Source organism: Pseudomonas reinekei, assembly GCF_001945365.1.
Taxonomy (GTDB): domain Bacteria; phylum Pseudomonadota; class Gammaproteobacteria; order Pseudomonadales; family Pseudomonadaceae; genus Aquipseudomonas; species Aquipseudomonas reinekei.
This window is the reverse complement of record NZ_MSTQ01000006.1, coordinates 104756-124418: the sequence shown is the minus strand read 5'-3', so window position 1 is coordinate 124418 and position 19663 is coordinate 104756. Positions and strand designations below refer to the sequence as shown.

22 protein-coding genes are annotated in these 19663 nt (G+C 59.5%); 1 reads left to right on the top strand and 21 read right to left on the bottom strand.

Annotated elements, in window-relative coordinates; translation table 11 throughout:
* Nucleotides 1–111: 111 nt before the first annotated feature.
* The 19 genes from der to trmJ all read right to left on the bottom strand — a co-directional run bounded on the left by der (nucleotide 112) and on the right by trmJ (nucleotide 16857).
* The gene (der, locus tag BVK86_RS11885) at nucleotides 112–1581 is read right to left on the bottom strand and encodes a ribosome biogenesis GTPase Der (RefSeq protein ID WP_034150831.1); all 1470 of its coding nucleotides are present in this window, start codon (nucleotides 1579–1581) and stop codon (nucleotides 112–114) included.
* Between the two features lie 139 nt (nucleotides 1582–1720).
* Complete coding sequence (bamB, locus tag BVK86_RS11880; protein ID WP_075946620.1) at nucleotides 1721–2872, bottom strand: outer membrane protein assembly factor BamB; 1152 nt, start codon at nucleotides 2870–2872, stop codon at nucleotides 1721–1723.
* Nucleotides 2865–3506 carry a tetratricopeptide repeat protein gene (locus tag BVK86_RS11875; RefSeq protein ID WP_075946619.1) on the bottom strand — a complete coding sequence of 214 codons (642 nt, stop codon included), beginning with the start codon at nucleotides 3504–3506 and terminating at the stop codon, nucleotides 2865–2867. The genes bamB and BVK86_RS11875 overlap by 8 nt, the downstream gene beginning before the upstream one ends.
* Nucleotides 3507–3547: 41 nt before the next feature.
* Nucleotides 3548–4837, bottom strand: coding sequence for a histidine--tRNA ligase (hisS, locus tag BVK86_RS11870; protein ID WP_075946618.1), 1290 nt, complete (start codon nucleotides 4835–4837; stop codon nucleotides 3548–3550).
* Between the two features lie 37 nt (nucleotides 4838–4874).
* A complete protein-coding gene (ispG, locus tag BVK86_RS11865; RefSeq protein ID WP_003185136.1) occupies nucleotides 4875–5984 on the bottom strand; it encodes a flavodoxin-dependent (E)-4-hydroxy-3-methylbut-2-enyl-diphosphate synthase in 1110 nt (369 codons plus the stop codon).
* Between the two features lie 3 nt (nucleotides 5985–5987).
* The gene (locus BVK86_RS11860; RefSeq protein WP_075946617.1) at nucleotides 5988–7025 is read right to left on the bottom strand and encodes a RodZ domain-containing protein; all 1038 of its coding nucleotides are present in this window, start codon (nucleotides 7023–7025) and stop codon (nucleotides 5988–5990) included.
* Entirely contained in the window at nucleotides 7025–7783 is a 759-nt protein-coding gene (gene pilW, locus BVK86_RS11855; protein WP_075946616.1) for a type IV pilus biogenesis/stability protein PilW, read from the bottom strand. Before pilW ends, BVK86_RS11860 begins: the two co-directional genes overlap by 1 nt.
* 16 nt (nucleotides 7784–7799) lie before the next feature.
* Entirely contained in the window at nucleotides 7800–8942 is a 1143-nt protein-coding gene (gene rlmN / locus BVK86_RS11850) for a dual-specificity RNA methyltransferase RlmN (RefSeq protein ID WP_056855164.1), read from the bottom strand.
* Between the two features lie 28 nt (nucleotides 8943–8970).
* A complete protein-coding gene (ndk, locus tag BVK86_RS11845; RefSeq protein WP_024014216.1) occupies nucleotides 8971–9396 on the bottom strand; it encodes a nucleoside-diphosphate kinase in 426 nt (141 codons plus the stop codon).
* A gap of 88 nt (nucleotides 9397–9484) precedes the next feature.
* Nucleotides 9485–9685 carry a Fe-S cluster assembly protein IscX gene (gene iscX / locus BVK86_RS11840; protein WP_017123703.1) on the bottom strand — a complete coding sequence of 67 codons (201 nt, stop codon included), beginning with the start codon at nucleotides 9683–9685 and terminating at the stop codon, nucleotides 9485–9487.
* 14 nt (nucleotides 9686–9699) lie between these two features.
* Nucleotides 9700–10041, bottom strand: a complete 342-nt coding sequence (fdx, locus tag BVK86_RS11835; RefSeq protein ID WP_020795601.1) for an ISC system 2Fe-2S type ferredoxin — start codon at nucleotides 10039–10041, stop codon at nucleotides 9700–9702.
* 2 nt (nucleotides 10042–10043) lie between these two features.
* Nucleotides 10044–11906, bottom strand: coding sequence for a Fe-S protein assembly chaperone HscA (gene hscA / locus BVK86_RS11830; RefSeq protein WP_075946615.1), 1863 nt, complete (start codon nucleotides 11904–11906; stop codon nucleotides 10044–10046).
* A 51-nt stretch (nucleotides 11907–11957) separates the two neighbouring features.
* The gene (gene hscB, locus BVK86_RS11825; protein WP_075946614.1) at nucleotides 11958–12479 is read right to left on the bottom strand and encodes a co-chaperone HscB; all 522 of its coding nucleotides are present in this window, start codon (nucleotides 12477–12479) and stop codon (nucleotides 11958–11960) included.
* 8 nt (nucleotides 12480–12487) lie between these two features.
* Nucleotides 12488–12811 (bottom strand): iron-sulfur cluster assembly protein IscA, encoded by a 324-nt coding sequence (gene iscA, locus BVK86_RS11820; protein ID WP_003227904.1) that lies wholly within the window; start codon nucleotides 12809–12811, stop codon nucleotides 12488–12490.
* A 34-nt stretch (nucleotides 12812–12845) separates the two neighbouring features.
* Nucleotides 12846–13232, bottom strand: a complete 387-nt coding sequence (iscU, locus tag BVK86_RS11815; RefSeq protein ID WP_056721266.1) for a Fe-S cluster assembly scaffold IscU — start codon at nucleotides 13230–13232, stop codon at nucleotides 12846–12848.
* Nucleotides 13233–13315: 83 nt separating this feature from the next.
* Nucleotides 13316–14530, bottom strand: a complete 1215-nt coding sequence (locus tag BVK86_RS11810) for an IscS subfamily cysteine desulfurase (RefSeq protein ID WP_008057730.1) — start codon at nucleotides 14528–14530, stop codon at nucleotides 13316–13318.
* A 51-nt stretch (nucleotides 14531–14581) separates the two neighbouring features.
* On the bottom strand, nucleotides 14582–15073 hold the full coding sequence (gene iscR / locus BVK86_RS11805) for a Fe-S cluster assembly transcriptional regulator IscR (RefSeq protein ID WP_003227911.1): 492 nt from the start codon (nucleotides 15071–15073) through the stop codon (nucleotides 14582–14584).
* A gap of 234 nt (nucleotides 15074–15307) precedes the next feature.
* Nucleotides 15308–16084: a serine O-acetyltransferase gene (gene cysE, locus BVK86_RS11800; protein ID WP_075946613.1), complete on the bottom strand. Its 777-nt coding sequence runs from the start codon at nucleotides 16082–16084 to the stop codon at nucleotides 15308–15310.
* A gap of 2 nt (nucleotides 16085–16086) precedes the next feature.
* Nucleotides 16087–16857, bottom strand: coding sequence for a tRNA (cytosine(32)/uridine(32)-2'-O)-methyltransferase TrmJ (gene trmJ, locus BVK86_RS11795; protein WP_075946612.1), 771 nt, complete (start codon nucleotides 16855–16857; stop codon nucleotides 16087–16089).
* 146 nt (nucleotides 16858–17003) lie between these two features.
* Between trmJ and suhB the strand changes: the two genes are divergently transcribed.
* Nucleotides 17004–17822 (top strand): type III secretion system regulator SuhB, encoded by an 819-nt coding sequence (gene suhB / locus BVK86_RS11790; RefSeq protein ID WP_075946611.1) that lies wholly within the window; start codon nucleotides 17004–17006, stop codon nucleotides 17820–17822.
* Nucleotides 17823–18069: 247 nt separating this feature from the next.
* Here the strand turns inward: suhB and BVK86_RS11785 are convergent, their stop codons facing one another.
* Nucleotides 18070–18621: a glycine zipper 2TM domain-containing protein gene (locus tag BVK86_RS11785; RefSeq protein ID WP_075946610.1), complete on the bottom strand. Its 552-nt coding sequence runs from the start codon at nucleotides 18619–18621 to the stop codon at nucleotides 18070–18072.
* A gap of 119 nt (nucleotides 18622–18740) precedes the next feature.
* Nucleotides 18741–19655: a protein translocase subunit SecF gene (gene secF / locus BVK86_RS11780; protein ID WP_075946609.1), complete on the bottom strand. Its 915-nt coding sequence runs from the start codon at nucleotides 19653–19655 to the stop codon at nucleotides 18741–18743.
* Nucleotides 19656–19663 lie beyond the last annotated feature (8 nt).

Here is a 19663-nt window from a genome sequence, read left to right as displayed (position 1 = left end):
CTCCTTACGACCGAGCCCTGTAGGAGCCGGCTTGCTGGCGATCCTGTCAGTGCGGTGTTTCAGATGAACCGCGGTGACACCATCGCCAGCAAGCCGGCTCCTACGGGAATGTCAGCGCTTGTCGCGGCGCTTCTTGTCGGCCTTCTTGTTGTGCGACATCAAGCGACGCTTCTTGTTGACCTGACGGTCGGTGAGCGAGTTCTTGTTGCCTTCGTACGGGTTCTCGCCGCCCTTGAACTCGATGCGGATCGGCGTGCCGACCAGCTTCAAGACACGACGGTAAGTGTTCTCCAGATAGCGCACGTACGACTTCGGGACTTTCTCGATCTGGTTACCGTGAATCACGATGATCGGCGGGTTAGCCCCCCCCAAGTGGGCATAGCGCAACTTGATCCGGCGGTTGTTGACCATCGGCGGCGCGTGCTCGCCAACCGCATCTTCCAGGATCTGGGTCAGGCGGTTGGTTGGCCAGCGGGTAACCGCGGACTTGAACGAGTTCTGGACGGAGGCGTACAGGTTGCCCACGCCAGTGCCGTGCAGTGCCGAGATGAAGTGGATGTCGGCGTAGTCGACGAAGAACAGACGACGCTGCAACTCGACCTTCACGAAGTCGCGCTCGCTCGGCGTCATGCCGTCCCACTTGTTGATCGCGATAACCAGCGCACGACCCGACTCGATGGCAAAGCCCAACAGGTTGAGGTCGTGATCCACCACGCCTTCGCGGGCGTCCATCACGAAGATCACCACGTTGGCGTCTTTGATCGCCTGCAGGGTTTTGACCACGGAGAACTTTTCAACTTCTTCGTGGATCTTGCCGCGCTTGCGCACACCGGCGGTGTCGATCAGCGTGTACTTCTCTTCATTCCGTTCGAACGGGATGTAGATACTGTCGCGCGTAGTACCGGGCTGGTCATAGACGATAACCCGGTCTTCACCGAGCATACGGTTGACCAGGGTCGATTTGCCAACGTTCGGACGGCCGATGATGGCGATCTTGATCCCGTCTTTTTCGCTAGGGCCAGGAATGCGCTTGGCTTCCTCGCCTTCGGCAACGATCTCTTCCTCGCCTTCTTCCGGCTCTTCTTCGTCTTTCGGGAAGTCGCTCAGGGCGATTTCCAGCATCTGGGTGATGCCACGGCCGTGAGCACCGGCGATTGGAATCGCGTGGCCCATGCCCAACGGAGCGAATTCGGCGCGGGCCATTTCAGGGTCGATGTTGTCGACCTTGTTGGCAACCACGTAGGAACGCTTGTTACGTTTGCGCAAGTGCTCGGCGATCATCTGGTCGGCGGCGGTAAAACCGGCCTTGGCATCTACCAGGAACAGAACAACATCCGCTTCTTCAATGGCCAGCAGCGACTGCTCGGCCATTTTTTCGTCCATACCATGCTCGTCACCGGAGATACCGCCGGTGTCGACCAGAATGTAGGAACGCCCTTGCCACTTGGCCTCACCGTATTGGCGATCACGGGTCAGACCGGACAAGTCGCCAACGATGGCGTCGCGAGTCCTGGTCAGGCGGTTGAACAAGGTGGACTTGCCGACGTTCGGTCGGCCCACCAGGGCGATTACGGGAACCATGCGGCTCTCCACTTCGTTATTTCAGAAAATACAAAAGCCGCTGCGAGGCAGCGGCTGGTGCTCGGGGCAGCGCCTGTAAGCGCTGCGAGCCCCGCAGAACGGGGCCGCTTGGGGATTAACCCCAAGCATAGTCAAACCTTTACTTAATGGTCAGGGCTTCCAGTTTGCCGCTGTTGCCATAGACATAAATCGTGTCACCCACCACCAGCGGACGGGCGCGCAGGCCGTCGCTGTCGATGCGTTCGCGGCCGACGAAACGACCGTCCACCTGACTCAGCAAGTGCAGGTAACCTTCCAGGTCACCGACTGCAACGTAGCTGGAGAACACTTCCGGAGCCGACAGTTGACGGCGGGCCAGCGAGTCGTTGCTCCACAATGCGCTGGTGGAACGCTCGTCGACGCCTTCAACGGTGCCCGAAGACAGGCTTACATAAACGGTACCGAAACCCTGGGCGACACCGGCATAGCTGGAAGCATCACGCTGCCAGAGCTGACGACCGCTTTCCAGGTCCAGTGCCGCAACGCGACCCTGGTAGCTGGCGACATACAAAGTACCGCCGGACAGCAGCAAGCCGCCGTCGATGTCGACAACACGCTCCAGCTCCGAACGACCTTGCGGGACCGCTACACGCTGCTCCCACACCGGCACGCCGTTGGAAATGTCCAGGGCGACCACTTTACCGGTCGACAGGCCAGCCACCGCGAGGCGGTTGGTGACGATCGGTGCGCTGGTGCCACGCAGGGTCAGTACCGCCGGGGTGCTGTCGTACAACCAGCGCTGGTTGCCGGTCGCGGCATCCAGACCGATCAGACGATCGTCCTGGGTCTGAACCACCACCACGTCACCGTTGTTGGCCGGTGGCGCGAGGACTTCGCTGGACACGCGAGCGCGCCATTTCTCTTCGCCGTTGATGGCGTCCAGGGCAACGATTTCACCCTTGATCGTACCGATCGTCAGCAGCCCGTAACCCACGCCAACGGCGCCGGAAACAGGCAGTTCGAGATCTTTCTTCCACTTGACGTCGCCGTTGCTGCGATCCAGTGCCATCACCACACCGGTCACATCGGCGGCATAGATGGTATCGCCATCGACCGCAGGGACCAGCATGTTGTAGGTTTCGCCCTGACCGTCACCGATCGAACGACTCCACTGTTTCTGCAGAACCACTTCTTCTTTGAAGTCGGTCAACTCGGCCGGTGGCAATTCTTTCTTGCTGTTGCTGCTGCAACCCGCGGCCAGAATGGCCAGAGCCAGCAATGCTGCATGTTTCCAACGGATCACGTCACGCATCCCCTTTGGCCAGGTCGTCCAGCTTGATTTGTAGGCCACCCACTGCCGCTTCATCCGACAGTGCTGCCTTGGCTTTTTGATACGCCGCGTGTGCTTCATCGGTACGACCCAACTGCACCAGCAGGTCGCCCTTGAGTTCTTCACGCGTGGCCAGGAACGCCTTGTCGGCATCGCCTTCGAGCAGTTTCAGGGCTTCATCGGCCTTGTTCTGCGCGGCCAGCACTTGTGCCAGGCGCTGACGGGCGATTTCGCCCAGCGCCGGGTTGGCTGGCTTGGCAACAATGGCTTTCAGCTCGCTGGCTGCGTCATCGAGCTTGCCGCTGTCGACAGCGACTTTCGCCACGAACAGGCTGCCGTACTGCGCATAGGCGCTGCCGCCGAATTCGCTGTTGAGCTTGCCGGCCAGATCGGAAACACGGGCCGCATCAGGCTTGCCATCAGGCGTCAGCGTGGTTTCCAGCAATTGCTGATAGAGCATCGAGGCGCCTTGCGACTGGTTGCTCTGATACTTCTGGAACGCCTGCCAGCCGAACACGATGACCAGCGCCAACAGGCCACCAGTGACCAGGGGCTTGCCGTTGCGTGACCACCAATCCTTCAAATCCGCCAGCTGTTCGTCTTCGGTACTCGACACCCCAATACTCCTTAATCGCTAAATCGGCTGTTAAGACAGCTTCAACCCTGCACGACGCAGGTGGCCAGGTGAGCGGCAAGCGCATCCCAGGCAATGCTTTGTTGTTCGCCCTGGCCACGCAGGGGTTTGAAACCTACCACTTGCTGGGCCATCTCGTCGTCACCGAGGATCAATGCATACAGCGCACCGCTCTTGTCGGCTTTCTTGAACTGGCTTTTGAAGCTGCCGGCGCCGGCATTCACTTGCAGGCGCAGGTTGGGTAATTGGTCACGCACACGCTCGGCCAGGGCCAGACCGGCCAGCTCGGCTTCTTCGCCGAATGCGCAGAGGTAGACGTCGACCTGACGGGAGATCTCTTGCGGGATCTGCTCCAGCGTTTCCAGCAACAGCACCAGGCGCTCGATGCCCATGGCGAAGCCGACGCCCGCCGTAGGCTTGCCGCCCATCTGCTCGACCAGGCCGTCGTAACGACCACCGGCACACACGGTGCCCTGGGCGCCGAGCTTGTCGGTGACCCATTCGAAAACGGTTTTGCTGTAGTAATCGAGCCCGCGAACCAGCTTCGGGTTGATCACGTAAGGAATGCCGGCGGCGTCCAGGCGAGCCTTGAGGCCCTCGAAGTGCGCGCGGGATTCGTCGTCGAGGTAGTCGGCCATTTTCGGCGCATCGACCAGAATCGCCTGGGTATCGGCGTTCTTGGTGTCCAGGACCCGCAGCGGGTTGGTCTTCAGGCGGCGCTGGCTGTCTTCGTCCAGTTTGTCCAGGTGACCGGACAGGAACTCGACCAGTGCTTCGCGATAACGACCACGGGATTCGCTGGTGCCCAGGCTATTGAGTTCGAGCTTGACCGCGTCACGAATACCCAGCTCGCCCCACAGGCGCCAGGTCAGCACGATCAGCTCGGCGTCGATGTCCGGACCGTCGAGGTTGAACACTTCGACACCGATCTGGTGGAACTGGCGATAACGGCCTTTCTGCGGACGCTCGTGGCGGAACATCGGGCCGATGTACCACAGTTTCTGAACCTGGCCACCGCCGGTGATGCCGTGCTCGAGCACCGCACGCACGCACGCCGCCGTGCCTTCAGGACGCAGGGTCAGGGAATCGCCGTTACGGTCGTCGAAGGTGTACATCTCTTTTTCGACGATGTCGGTCACTTCACCGATGGAGCGCTTGAACAGCTCGGTGAACTCGACGATCGGCATGCGGATCTGCTTGTAACCGTAGTTATCCAGCAAACGCGAAACGGTGCCCTCGAAATGACGCCACAGGGGAGTCTGTTCGGGCAGGATGTCGTTCATGCCACGAATGGCTTGCAGAGACTTGCTCACTTTAAATCCTTAAATTCGTTCGGCTCTTCGGTCAGGGTCAGCCGCGCGCAATAACGGCAGCGTCAGCTTCAACCTTTTCGGCCGCTTTCTGGCGGATCAAGCGTTCAAGCTCATCCACCAGATTGTCGTTCGTCAGTTTCTGCGACGGCTTGCCGTCGATGTAAATCAGGTTTGGCGTGCCGCCGGTCAAGCCGATATGGGCTTCCTTGGCTTCACCCGGGCCGTTGACCACGCAACCGATCACCGCAACATCCAGCGGCACCAGCAGGTCTTCGAGGCGCCCTTCCAGCTCGTTCATGGTCTTGACCACATCGAAGTTCTGCCGCGAGCAGCTCGGGCAGGCGATGAAGTTGATGCCACGGGAACGCAGGTGCAGGGATTTGAGAATGTCGTAGCCGACTTTCACTTCCTCGACCGGGTCGGCCGCCAACGAGATGCGGATAGTATCGCCAATCCCTTCGGCGAGCAGCATACCGAGGCCCACGGCAGATTTCACTGTGCCGGAACGCAAACCACCGGCTTCGGTGATTCCCAGGTGCAGCGGCTGCACGATTTCCTTGGCCAGCAGGCGGTAGGCTTCGACGGCCATGAACACGTCGGAGGCTTTCACGCTGACCTTGAAGTCCTGGAAATTCAGGCGCTCAAGGTGTTCGACATGGCGCAGGGCCGATTCGACCAGCGCGGCCGGGGTCGGCTCGCCGTATTTCTTTTGCAGGTCTTTTTCCAGGGAACCGGCGTTGACGCCGATACGGATCGGAATGCCGCGATCACGGGCGGCATCGACCACCGCGCGCACGCGGTCTTCACGACCGATGTTGCCCGGGTTGATTCGCAGGCAGTCGACGCCGAGTTCGGCGACGCGCAATGCAATGCGGTAATCGAAGTGGATGTCGGCCACCAAGGGCACCTTGACCAGTTGCTTGATCTTGCCGAACGCTTCGGCGGCGTCCATGTCCGGGACGGAAACCCGCACGATATCGACACCCGCCGCTTCCAGACGATTGATCTGGGCAACGGTGGCCGCGACATCATTGGTATCGCTGTTGGTCATGCTCTGCACAGCGATGGGCGCATCGCCGCCAACAGGCACGTTACCGACCCAGATCTTGCGCGATTCGCGACGTTTGATTGGAGATTCGCCGTGCATGACTTATTGACCCAACTTCAGGCGAGCAGTCTCGCCACTGGTGAACGGAGCAACATCAACCGCCTGACCGTTGTAACTGACCTGTGCGCCACGGGCATAACCCAGACGAACAGCGAACGGCGGTTTGCCGCTGACGGAAACATTGTCGCCTTTACGTTTGAGACCGCTGAACAGCACTTTGCCGCTACCGTCGGTCACTTGCGTCCAGCAATCAGCCGTGAACTGAATTTGTACCTGGCCTTGACCGGCAACAGGCGCCGTCGTCACCGGGGCTGACGCAGGTGTGCTCGGCACCACAGGAGCCGTCACAACTGGAGCGGGTACGACCGGCACCGCAGGAGCCGGAGTGGCAGGTGCTGCCGGAGTGGCGGCAACCGGAGCGGCGTTATGAACAGGCGCGGCCGGCGCTGTTGCAGCCGGCGCAGCAGGTGCGGCTACCGACGTTTCAGCCGGCGCCTCTGCCGAAGTCTCGGCCTGCGGCAACGCCAGCGCAGTCTCGCCTTCGGCCTGACCTTCCACGACAGCCTGGTCTTCCGGCTCGTCCAGCGGATGAATCTGGGTAGTGCCGTCGGCCCCCTCGACTTCAACGTGTTCCGGTGTGAGGCCGATCAGGTCCTTGGTGCGCAGCGAGGTTTGATCCTGCCACCAGACAAAACCACCACCAATCACCGCCACCAGCAACAGCAGGCTGACGATGCGCAGAATAGTGTGGGAAACCCGCACCGGCTCTTCGATACGCCCCAGGCTATGCACGGAGCTGCCTTGGGAATCGGTGCCGGTGGATTGATCGAATTGCTGAACCAGAACGGCCTGATCCATGCCGAGCAATTTGGCGTAGGCGCGAATATAGCCACGGGCAAAAGTGTGCCCCGGCAGCTTGTCGAATGCACCGGCTTCCAGATTACTCAGGGAATTGACGGTGAGGTTGAGCTTGAGGGCCACTTCGGCCAGCGACCAGCCATTGCTTTCGCGGGCCTGGCGCAAAGTCTCACCGGGATTTACGCGATTCGCTGCTACAACTTCAGGATGCGCCGCTTTCATCATTGCTCCGACAGGTATTGCTGATATTCCGGTGTACCGGGATAGAGTCGTTTTAATTGCAGGCCAAAACTGGCGGCCTTGTCGCGATCTTCAAACACTTTGGCCAGCCGAACGCCGAGCAATAGACTACGTGCATTTTGCTCGGCGAGCAGGCTAAAACGGTCGTAATAGTCACGCGCGGGCACATAATGCCTGTCTTCGTAAGACAACTCAGCCATTTCCAGCAATGCGCGTGGTTGTTGTCGATTCAAACGCAGGGCTTTTTCCAGTTGTTGCTGGGCCAACTCGCGTTGACCGAGCATTGAAGCGGTCATGCCAAGGTTCTCGAACACGCGCGAACGCTCAGGATACAGGGTATCGGCGACGGCCTGCTCGAAGCGCTCGTAGGCTTCCTTGTAACGCTTTTGCTCGAACAGAAAACTGCCGTAATTGTTGAGGATTCTTGCGTCGGCGGGACGGGAAGACAGCGCCTTGCGAAAATGCTCGTCGGCCAGTTCAGGCTCCATTTCAGCCTGGAACACCAACCCCAGCGCTGCATTGGCATCAGGATCGGAGCCATCGAGCTCCAGCGCTTTTTTCAATGGGACTTTGGCCCGTTCGGTCATGCCTTGCTGCAGGTAACCAATACCAAGCTGTACATAGGCCTGGCGCGCTTCGTCACGGCCCTTGCTGGTCTTCATCGGGTTGTAATCACCCGAAAGCACGCAGCCAGCACACAGGCTGGCCAACAGCAAAAGCAGCGCAAAGCGCAGGGACATAGAGATCCTCTCTTGGTTATTTCGCGGCGTTCTGCGCCATATCGTTGTCGGCACTGAGTTCACGCACGGCGATATAACGTTCGCTGCGACGGGTGCGATCCAGCACCTGCCCTACCAGTTGACCACAGGCCGCGTCGATGTCTTCACCACGGGTGGTGCGGACAGTGACGTTGAAACCGGCATGATGAAGCTGATCCTGGAACCGGCGAATGGCGTTGTTGCTCGGCCGCTCGTAGCCGGAATGCGGGAACGGGTTGAACGGAATCAGGTTGATCTTGCACGGGATATTCTTGAGCAGCTCGATCATTTCCACGGCGTGCTCGACTTTGTCGTTCACGTCCTTGAGCAAGGTGTACTCGATGGTCAGCACGCGCTTTTCGCCCAGGGACGACATGTAGCGCTGGCACGACTCGAGCAGCATCTTAAGCGGATATTTCTTGTTGATCGGCACCAATTGGTTACGCAATGCATCATTCGGTGCGTGCAGGGACAACGCCAGGGAGACGTCGATGTGCTTGGATAGCTCATCGATCATCGGCACCACGCCGGAGGTCGACAGGGTCACACGGCGCTTGGAAATGCCGTAGCCCAAGTCGTCCATCATCAAATGCATGGCCGCAATAACGTTGTCGAAGTTCAGCAGCGGCTCACCCATGCCCATCATCACCACGTTGGTGATGGCACGGTCGACGGTTGCCGGGACGCTGCCAAAGGATTTGTTGGCAATCCATACCTGGCCGATGACTTCGGCGGCGGTGAGGTTGCTATTGAAGCCTTGCTTGCCGGTGGAGCAGAAACTGCAATCCAGGGCACAGCCTGCCTGGGACGAAACGCACAAGGTGCCACGTTTGCCCTGGGGAATGTAAACGGTCTCGACGCAGCTGCCGGACGCCACGCGCACCACCCATTTACGGGTGCCATCGCTGGAGATGTCCTCGCTGACCACTTCCGGACCACGGACCTCAGCAACAGCCTTGAGCTTTTCGCGCAAGGCCTTGCTGACGTTCGTCATGGCGTCGAAATCATCGACGCCAAAGTGGTGAATCCATTTCATTACCTGACCGGCACGGAAACGCTTCTCCCCGATTGAGTCGAAGAATTTTTCCATTTCCTGTTGAGTCAGCCCCAGCAGGTTGGTTTTTACAGTCGATGTAGTCATGGATTCACCTTCACTCTTAAGCCAATGCTTAGCGAGTGGTTACTTCAGTAGCAGCGAAAAAGTAAGCGATTTCGCGAGCAGCAGCGGCTTCGGAGTCCGAACCGTGAACGGCGTTGGCGTCGATCGATTCAGCGAAGTCAGCACGGATGGTGCCGGCAGCAGCTTCTTTAGGGTTGGTAGCGCCCATCAGCTCACGGTTGCGTGCGATAGCGTTTTCGCCTTCCAGAACCTGAACGACAACCGGGCCGGAAGTCATGAAGGCAACCAGGTCACCGAAGAAACCGCGCTCGCTGTGCTCAGCGTAGAAGCCTTCGGCTTCAGCTTTGGACAGTTGCTTCAGTTTCGAAGCTACAACGCGCAGGCCAGCGTCTTCGAAGCGAGTGGTGATCTTGCCGATCACGTTTTTAGCAACGGCGTCAGGCTTGATGATGGAGAAAGTACGTTGAACAGCCATGGTGTAACTCCAGAAACGGTAATTTGCGAAAAATTAAACCCGCGAATTATACGCGGGTTCTTGGGTATTGCCTAACCTGCAGCGTGGCTCAGTCGCGTTCTTCGATCCAGTGGGCCTGAATGGCCTCCAGGATCTTCTCGCCACAATGCTCAGGCTTGTCGTCGAACTCGGGCAGTTCCATCACCCATTTGCGCAGATCGACGAAGTTGACCGACATAGGGTCCACGTCGGGCTTGCTTTCAGCCAGCTGGATTGCGATTTCCAGCACATCAGTCCACTTGAGACTCATGACAATTCCTTGAATCAGTGCGGCGCTTCGGCTGCGTGGTTGAGCGAGTATTTCGGAATTTCGACGGTCAGGTCTTCGGTACCGACCTTGGCCTGGCACCCCAGACGGGACTCGCGTTCAAGACCCCAAGCCTTATCAAGGTAGTCTTCTTCCAGCTCGTCAGCCTCTTCCAGCGAGTCGAAACCTTCGCGAATGATGCAGTGGCAAGTGGTGCAGGCGCAGACGCCGCCGCAGGCACTTTCCATCTCGATATGGTGTTCGTGGGCCAGTTCGAGAATGGATATGCCAGGCTCAGCCTCCACAACCATGCCTTCGGGGCAGAACTTCTCGTGTGGCAGAAAAATGACCTGCGGCATCGTTATTCCTCAATCTCATTCAGGTTGCGCCCCGCCAGCGCGGCTTTGACCGTCGAATCCAGGCGGCGGGCAGCAAAGGCATCGGTCACTTGCGACAGACGCTTGGTCTGCTGCTCGATGGCGTAACCATCGGTACCTTTCATCAGTTCGGTCAGTTCCTGCACCTGCGCATCGATGACCATTCGCTCTTCGGCGTCGAGCAAGCGCTCGCCATCAGCCTCCAGAGCGGCTTGCACCGCTTCGATCAGGCGCTGGGCGTCGACCTGTTGCTCGCGCAATACGCGAGCAACCTTGTCATCGTTGGCGTGCTGGAACGAATCCTTGAGCATCTTGGCGATTTCGCCGTCGGTCAGACCGTAGGACGGCTTGACCTGGATGCTGGCCTCAACACCCGAACCCAACTCACGGGCCGAGACACTGAGCAGACCGTCGGCATCGACCTGGAAGGTCACGCGAATCTTCGCCGCGCCGGCCACCATCGCTGGAATGCCGCGCAACTCGAAGCGCGCCAGGGAACGGCAGTCGCTGATCAGCTCGCGCTCACCCTGCAATACATGGATCGCCATGGCCGACTGGCCATCTTTATAGGTGGTGAAGTCCTGGGCGCGGGCAACGGGGATGGTGGTATTACGCGGAATCACCTTCTCCATCAGGCCGCCCATGGTTTCCAGCCCCAGGGACAACGGAATCACGTCAAGCAGCAGCAGCTCGCCGCCGTCACGCTTGTTGCCGGCCAACGTATCAGCCTGGATCGCGGCACCGATAGCCACCACTTGATCCGGGTCGATTTCAGTCAGCGGCTGGCGACCGAAGGCTTCGGCGACGGCTTCGCGAACCCGAGGTACGCGAGTCGAACCGCCGACCATGACCACGGCATGCACATCTTCCAGTTCGATGCCGGAATCACGCACCGCACGACGGCAGGCCTTGAGGCTGCGGGCGACCATTGGCTCGATCAGCGCATTGAAGGCTTCACGGGTCAGCTCGGCTTTCCAGTCGCCATAGGCAACTTCAACGGCCGCAGCATGGGTCAGCGCTTCTTTTGCCGCACAAGCGGTTTGCAGCAGATTACGCTGCGCGCCCGGATCGAGGTCGGCGGACAGACCGGCGCTCTCGATAATCCAGCCAGCGATGGCGTGGTCGAAGTCATCGCCGCCCAAGGCGCTGTCGCCACCGGTAGCCAGCACTTCGAAGACACCGCCGGTCAGGCGCAGAATCGAAATATCGAAAGTGCCGCCGCCCAGGTCGTAAATCGCAACCAGGCCTTCGGCGTGTTGATCCAGACCATACGCCACAGCGGCTGCGGTTGGCTCATTGAGCAAACGCAGCACGTTGAGACCGGCCAGCTTGGCCGCATCCTTGGTGGCTTGACGCTGCGCATCATCGAAATAGGCCGGAACGGTGATCACCGCGCCCACCAGTTCGCCGCCCAAAGTCGCCTCAGCACGCTGACGCAGAACCTTGAGGATATCGGCGGACACTTCCACCGGGCTTTTCGGGCCCTGGATCGTGTCGATGAACGGCATGTGCGACTCGCCACCGACGAAGCGGTACGGCAGTTGATCGCCCAATTGCTTGACGTCGGACAGACCACGACCCATCAAGCGCTTGACCGACAGCACGGTGTTCAAGGGATCGGTGGCGGCAGCCAGCTTGGCGGATTCGCCCACCTCGACGCGATCGGCGTGGTAGCGCACGGCAGACGGCAGGATGACCCGCCCTTCTGCGTCAGCCAAAGGCTCGGAAAGACCACTGCGCAACGCAGCGACCAGCGAATTGGTAGTGCCCAAGTCGATCCCCACAGCCAGACGACGCTGGTGCGGTTGAGGACTTTGGCCGGGTTCGGCGATCTGCAGTAGGGCCATCGTTATCAGGACTTATCTGTATATCAGGCGTGCGACCGGAGCGGCACTGGGTTAATCGTCGAGGCGCTCTTCTAACTGGCGCACTTCGTAGGTGAGCTTGTCGAGGAACTGCATGCGCCGCATCAGGCGTTCGGCCTGTTCGCGTTGCGCGGCATCGTTCCAGCAAGCTGCGAAGCTTTGGTTCAGTTCATCCTGGGCAGCCTTCAGGCGACGCTTGAAGACGGCAACGCCATTGAGGTCGGCGCTGTCCTGCAGGTCTTCGAGCTCTTCACGCAACGCCATCTGTTGCAGAAGAAACTCCGGATCATGCACCGTGACCTCCAGCGGCAGCTCGCCCCCCTTCAAGGCGAGCAGGTAACGCGCGCGTTTGGGTGGACTCTTGAGCGTCTGGTAGGCCTCGTTGAGGCTCGCGGATTGCTCTAGCGCCAGCCGCTGCTCACGCTCGGAAGCGTCAGCGAAGCGGTCCGGATGAACGCTGCGCGCCAACTCACGGTAGCGCGTAGCCAGCTGGTCGAGGTCCAGATTGAAACTCGGTTGCAGCTCAAATAATGCGAAATGACAAGGAGTACCCACGACAAGCCTCAGATGTTGAAGCTTTCGCCGCAGCCACATTCACCGCGCACGTTGGGGTTGTTGAACTTGAAGCCTTCGTTCAACCCTTCCTTGACGAAATCGAGCTCGGTGCCGTCCAGGTAGGCCAGGCTTTTCGGGTCGATAATCACTTTTTCGCCGTGACTTTCGAACACCTGATCCTCTGCCACCACCTCGTCGACAAACTCCAGCACGTAGGCAAGGCCGGAACAGCCTGTGGTGCGAACACCCAGACGAATCCCTTCACCTTTGCCGCGCCCGTCGAGGGAGCGCCGCACGTGTCGAGCAGCCGCTTCTGTCATGCTGATAGCCATCGGTGACTCCTTACTCGTCGCCAAAACTCGAAAATCAGATCAAGCCTTTCTTCTGCTTGTAGTCGCGAACAGCCGCCTTGATAGCGTCTTCGGCAAGTACGGAGCAGTGAATTTTCACCGGCGGCAGGGCCAGCTCTTCAGCCAGCTGAGTGTTCTTGATGGTTTCCGCTTCGTCCAGGGTCTTGCCCTTCATCCACTCGGTGGCGAGGGAGCTGGAAGCGATAGCCGAACCGCAGCCGTAGGTCTTGAACTTGGCATCTTCAATGATGCCAGCATCGTTGACCTTGATCTGCAGGCGCATCACGTCGCCGCAAGCCGGCGCGCCGACCATGCCGGTGCCGACATCAGGATCTTGCGCGTCCATCTTGCCGACGTTGCGCGGGTTTTCGTAGTGGTCGATGACCTTTTCGCTGTAAGCCATGATTCTCAATCCTCACTCATCAGAGAGTCGCTCTTTAAGCCCCGTCACCATGGTGCGCGGGGCCGGTTCGCGGCGACTTGAAATCAGTGTGCCGCCCACTCGATTTTCGAAATGTCGACACCGTCTTTGTACATGTCCCACAGCGGCGACAGAGCGCGCAGCTTGGTAACGGCCTCGCAGACTTTCTGCGCGGCGTAGTCGATTTCTTCTTCGGTGGTGAAACGGCCGAAGGTGAAGCGGATCGAGCTGTGCGCCAGTTCGTCGTTGCGGCCCAGGGCGCGCAGTACGTACGAAGGCTCAAGGGACGCCGAGGTGCAGGCCGAACCGGACGAAACCGCCAGGTCCTTGAGCGCCATGATCAGCGACTCGCCTTCAACGTAGTTGAAGCTCAGGTTCAGGTTGTGCGGAACGCGGGCGGTCAGGCTGCCGTTGACGTACAGCTCTTCCAGGTGCTCGACCTGCTTGTAGAAGCGGTCGCTCAAGGCTTTGATGCGCACGTTCTCGGCTGCCATGTCTTCCTTGGCTACGCGGAAAGCTTCACCCATGCCAACGATCTGGTGCGTGGCCAGGGTGCCCGAACGCATGCCGCGCTCGTGACCGCCGCCGTGCATGGTCGCTTCAATACGTACGCGCGGCTTGCGGCTGACGTACAGGGCGCCGATGCCTTTCGGACCGTAGGTCTTGTGGGCGGAGAACGACATCATGTCGACTTTCAGCTTCTGCAGGTCGATCTCAACCTTGCCGGTGGACTGAGCAGCGTCGACGTGGAACAGGATGCCCTTGGAACGGAGCAATTCACCGATCGCAGCGATGTCGTTGATGGTGCCGATTTCGTTGTTCACGTGCATGACCGACACCAGGATGGTGTCGTCACGCAGCTCGGCTTCGATCATCTCTGGAGTGACCAGACCGTCGGTGCGAGGCTCGATGTAGGTGACTTCGAAGCCTTCACGCTCCAGTTGGCGCATGGTGTCGAGGACAGCCTTGTGCTCAATCTTGGTGGTGATCAGGTGCTTGCCTTTGGTGGCATAGAAATGTGCCGCACCCTTGATTGCCAGGTTGTCGGACTCGGTGGCGCCGGAAGTCCAGACGATTTCACGCGGATCGGCGTTGACCAGATCGGCCACCTGACGACGGGCGTTTTCGACGGATTCTTCAGCTTTCCAGCCGAACACGTGGGAACGGGACGCCGGGTTACCGAAGTTTCCGTCGACCAGCAGGCATTCACTCATCTTTTGCGCGACACGCGGATCAACCGGGGTAGTCGCAGAGTAATCAAGGTAAATCGGCAATTTCATGGACTATCTCCTAAATCAGGCTGGCTGGCGTGCCGCTTAGCTCTGTGGCTGTCATTCGACGGCGGACGCTTCAATCTTGTCCAGGCGTGGCGCCTTGCTGTTGCAACGGCGTTGATCCTGACGCTGGGCTACTTCTTGCACCTCACGGCGAGTCACAAGGTCAGCCAAGCTGATACCGCTGAGAAATTCGTGGATCTGCAGGCTCAGGTCGCACCACAAGTGGTGAGTCAGGCACGTGTCACCGGAGTGGCAATCGCCCTGGCCCTGGCATTTGGTTGCATCGACCGATTCGTTCACCGCATCGATCACCTGGGCGACCTGGATGCCCTGCATGTCGCGGGACAATTGGTAACCACCGCCCGGACCGCGGACGCTGGACACCAGATTGCTGCGGCGCAATTTGGCAAAAAGCTGTTCGAGGTAGGACAGGGAGATGCCTTGGCGCTCGGAGATATCGGCCAGGGACACGGGCCCGTGCTGCGCGTGCAACGCCAGGTCGAGCATGGCGGTCACGGCGTATCGGCCTTTTGTAGTCAGTCGCATGGACAATTACCACGGAGTTCGGAATGGGGCGAGTATGCAATTCCCGAGTATTTAAGTCAACTATAAGACCTAGTACTTTAGTCAGGTTTACCCGCAAAAGAGCGGCCGCATCATAGCAAAGGCTGGACATGTACAGCCAGCAGTACCGCGTTATCGTTCTTCGCGAGCAGGCTCGCACACACTTGAAAATGCATGCCAATGCGGGAGCGAGCCTCGCGCAGGGATCGACGCGGCCTAGCTGGCCTGGCTCTGATCCTTATCCTTCACACAGGCGAAGTCTTCTTCGCGCAGCTCAGGCAGATCTTTCGCACAGTAATTACTGCCCAGTTCTTTCAACGCGCCGCACATCCCCTCCAGACGCCCGTCGACCGCTTGCAGATGGTCAAGCAACTGGTTGATGGCTCGCGCCACAGGGTCCGGCATGTCTTCAGTCACGCCGTAGGCGTCGAAGCCGATCTTCTCGGCCATGGCTTTGCGCTTGGCGCTCTGCTCTTCGTCGGGCTTGACGATTATCCGCCCCGGAATGCCCACCACCGTGGCACCTGGCGGCACTTCCTTGGTCACCACGGCGTTGGAGCCGACCTTGGCCCCGGCACCCACAGTGAACGGGCCAAGCACCTTGGCGCCTGCCCCGACCACAACGCCATCGCCCAGCGTCGGGTGACGTTTGCCTTTATTCCAACTGGTGCCGCCCAGGGTCACGCCCTGATAAATGGTCACGTCATCGCCGATTTCAGCCGTTTCACCGATGACGATACCCATGCCGTGGTCAATAAAGAAGCGTCGACCCACCTTGGCACCCGGATGGATCTCGATCCCGGTCAACCAGCGACCGAAGTTCGATACCAGCCGCGCCAGCCATTTCAGGTCGGCGCGCCACAGCATTGCCGACAAACGGTGAATCCAGATGGCGTGCATGCCCGGGTAGCAAGTCAGGACTTCAAAAGCGTTACGCGCCGCCGGGTCTCGATGGAATACGCTTTGGATATCTTCACGCAAACGCTCAAACATCATTAATCCTTCCGCTTTAGAAGCTCACCACGGGCCGCTTTTTGGGTTTCCGTGAGGATGCCACGCAATATATTCATTTCCGCCCGGCTGACCGAGCTGCGTCCGTACAACCGGCGCAGGCGCGCCATCAAGTGCCGTGGCTTTTCCGGATCGAGAAATTCGATAGCCACCAGGGTTTGCTCCAGGTGCTCATAGAATCGCTCAAGCTCATCCATGGTCGCCAGCTCAGCGCTTTTGACCGAGGCCACTTCTTCCTTCTCGACCTTGCTCGGCTGGCCTTGGGCCGTGAGCCAGGACATGCGCACTTCATAACTCAACACCTGCACCGCCGCCCCAAGGTTCAGCGAGCTGAACTCAGGGTCTGACGGGATGTGCACGTGATAATGACATCGCTGCAGTTCTTCGTTGGTCAGACCGGAATCTTCGCGACCGAACACCAGAGCGATTTGGGCGCCCTGCACGGCCTCCTCGACCACTTTCGTTCCGCATTCGCGGGGATCGAGCAACGGCCAGGGAATGCGCCGGTCGCGGGCGCTGGTGCCAAGCACCAGGTTGCAGCCGACCAAGGCATCTTCCAAGGTGGCGACGACTTGCGCGTTTTCAAGGATGTCACCGGCACCGGAAGCACGGGCATCGGCTTCGTGGTGCGGGAACAGACGAGGCTCGACCAGCACCAGCCGCGACAGGCCCATGTTTTTCATGGCACGCGCGGCCCCGCCGATGTTGCCCGGATGGCTGGTATTGACCAGGACGACACGAATGTTTTGCAGCAAGGGAGGCGCTCTCGAACACGATAATCGGGAGCGGAATCTTACAGCTGAACCTACCGTTAAGCCATGAAAGCGAACGTCGTCCTTCTCCTGTAGAAACTTTCTGATAGAATGCCCGGCTTTCTTTAACAACCTTAGGTGACACATCCATGCAGCCCATGCTGAATATCGCGCTGCGCGCCGCCCGCAGCGCCAGTGAATTGATCTTCCGCTCCATCGAGCGCCTGGATACCATCAAGGTCGACGAAAAAGACGCCAAGGATTACGTATCCGAGGTGGATCGCGCCGCTGAACAGAAAATCATCGACGCCCTGCGCAAGGCTTACCCGAACCACTCGATCCTGGGTGAAGAGACTGGCCTGCACGCCGGCTCCGGCATCGAAGGCGAAGAGTACCTGTGGATCATCGATCCGCTGGACGGCACCACCAACTTCCTGCGCGGCATTCCTCACTTCGCTGTCAGCATCGCCTGCAAATACCGCGGTCGTCTTGAGCACGCCGTTGTTCTGGACCCGGTTCGCCAGGAAGAATTCACCGCCAGCCGGGGTCGCGGCGCTCAACTGAACGGTCGTCGCCTGCGCGTCAGCGGCCGCACCAGCCTGGAAGGCGCCCTGCTGGGTACTGGCTTCCCGTTCCGTGACGACCAGATGGACAACCTCGACAACTACCTGGGCATGTTCCGTGCCCTGGTTGGCCAGACCGCCGGCATCCGCCGCGCTGGCTCGGCGAGCCTGGACCTGGCGTACGTGGCTGCCGGCCGTTTCGACGCGTTCTGGGAGTCGGGCCTGTCCGAGTGGGACATGGCTGCAGGCGCCCTGCTGATCCAGGAAGCCGGCGGCTTGGTGAGCGATTTCACCGGTGGTCACGACTTCCTTGAAAAAGGCCACGTCGTTGCCGGTAACACCAAGTGCTTCAAGGCAGTCCTGACGGCGATCCAGCCGCACCTGCCGGCCTCGCTGAAGCGCTAAGCTTCAAGCGACAGAAAAAAGCACCCTTCGGGGTGCTTTTTTTATGCCTGCGATCCACCTCCTGACACACCACAACCCCCGATGTGGAAGCGAGCTTGCTCGCGAAGGCGGTGCACCGGTCAGCATTGGTTTTGAATGACAGACCGATTTCGCGAGCAGGCTCGCTCCCACATTGGATCGTGCGTGATGCTTCAATCGCGGGCGTAAAAAAGCACCCCGCAGGGTGCTTCTTTTTAAGCGGCGCTCATTACTGAGCCGGTTCGTTCTGCGACAGGATCAACTTGCCTTCCTTATCCACAGGAATCTGATTCCCCGGATCGCGATCCATCCGCACTTTGCCTTCCTTGCCATCCAGCGAGTATCGAACGTCGTAGCCAACGACCTTGTCACTGATATCGTTCACCGTGTTACAGCGGGTCTGGGTCGTGGTGTAGGTGTCACGCTCCTGCATGCCTTCCTGAACCTTGTTACCGGCATAACCACCACCGACCGCGCCCGCAACCGTGGCAATCTTCTTGCCGGTGCCGCCGCCGATCTGGTTACCCAGTAGACCGCCCGCCAGTGCACCGACCACGGTACCGGCGATCTGGTGTTGATCTTTCACCGGCGCCTGCCGGGTGACTGTGACGTCCTTGCACACTTCACGCGGAGTCTTGATTTGTGTCTTGACCGGGTCAACGGCGAGCACTTGCGCGTACTCGGGACCGTTATCTTTAACCAGGCTGTAGGTGGCCACAGCACCCCCGGCAGTCACACCGACAGCACCCAATACCGCACCAACCAGCATCGACTTGTTCACATGAACCTCCTGACCATCACCCGCGGAACATGTCCGCGCTTCTCCCAGCCTTGGAGCATAAAAAAAGGCGCGAGTTCAACTCGCGCCTTTTTAGACTACATCGCTTGAGGAAACTTCCTTCAAGGACGGTCGTCGACTTCCTTCTCGGTATTCGCCGGAGGAATCAGGTCTTCAGTGCTCAGGTTCAGCCAGATCAGCACCACGTTCGCGATGTAGATCGACGAGTAAGTACCCGCCAGCACACCGATGAACAGGGCGATGGAGAAGCCGAACAGGTTATCGCCACCGAAGAACAGCAGCGCCGCGATCGCCAGCAACGTGGAAATCGAGGTCGCCATGGTCCGCAGCAGGGTTTGCGTGGTCGAGATGTTGATGTTCTCGATCAGGCTGGCCTTGCGCAGCACCCGGAAGTTCTCACGAACCCGGTCGAATACCACGATGGTGTCGTTGAGCGAGTAACCGATGATCGCCAGTACCGCCGCCAGCACCGTCAGGTCGAAGGTGATCTGGAAGAACGACAGGATACCGATGGTCACGATCACGTCGTGGATCAGGGAAACGATGGCACCGACTGCAAACTTCCACTGAAAGCGGAAAGCCAGGTAGATCAGGATGCCGCCCAGCGCCATCAGCATGCCGAGGCCGCCCTGGTCGCGCAGCTCTTCACCGACCTGCGGGCCGACAAACTCGACGCGCTTGACCGTCGCCGGGTTCTCGCCGCCGACCTTCTGCAAGGCTTCGGCTACCATCTGACCCAGTTGCGGGTCTTCGCCAGGCATACGCACCAGCAGGTCGGTGGTCGCACCGAAGTTCTGCACGATGGCGTCGTGATAACCGGCGGTTACCAACTGCTCGCGCACCTTGGTGACATCGGCCGGACGCTCGTAGGTCAGCTCGATGAGCGTACCACCGGTGAAGTCCAGGCCCCAGTTCATGCCCTTGGTCGCTACGCTGAACAAGGCCAGCAGCGTGAGGAACAATGTGACGCCGAACGCAACGTTGCGAACGCCCATGAAGTTGATTGTACGTAACATGGCAGCCC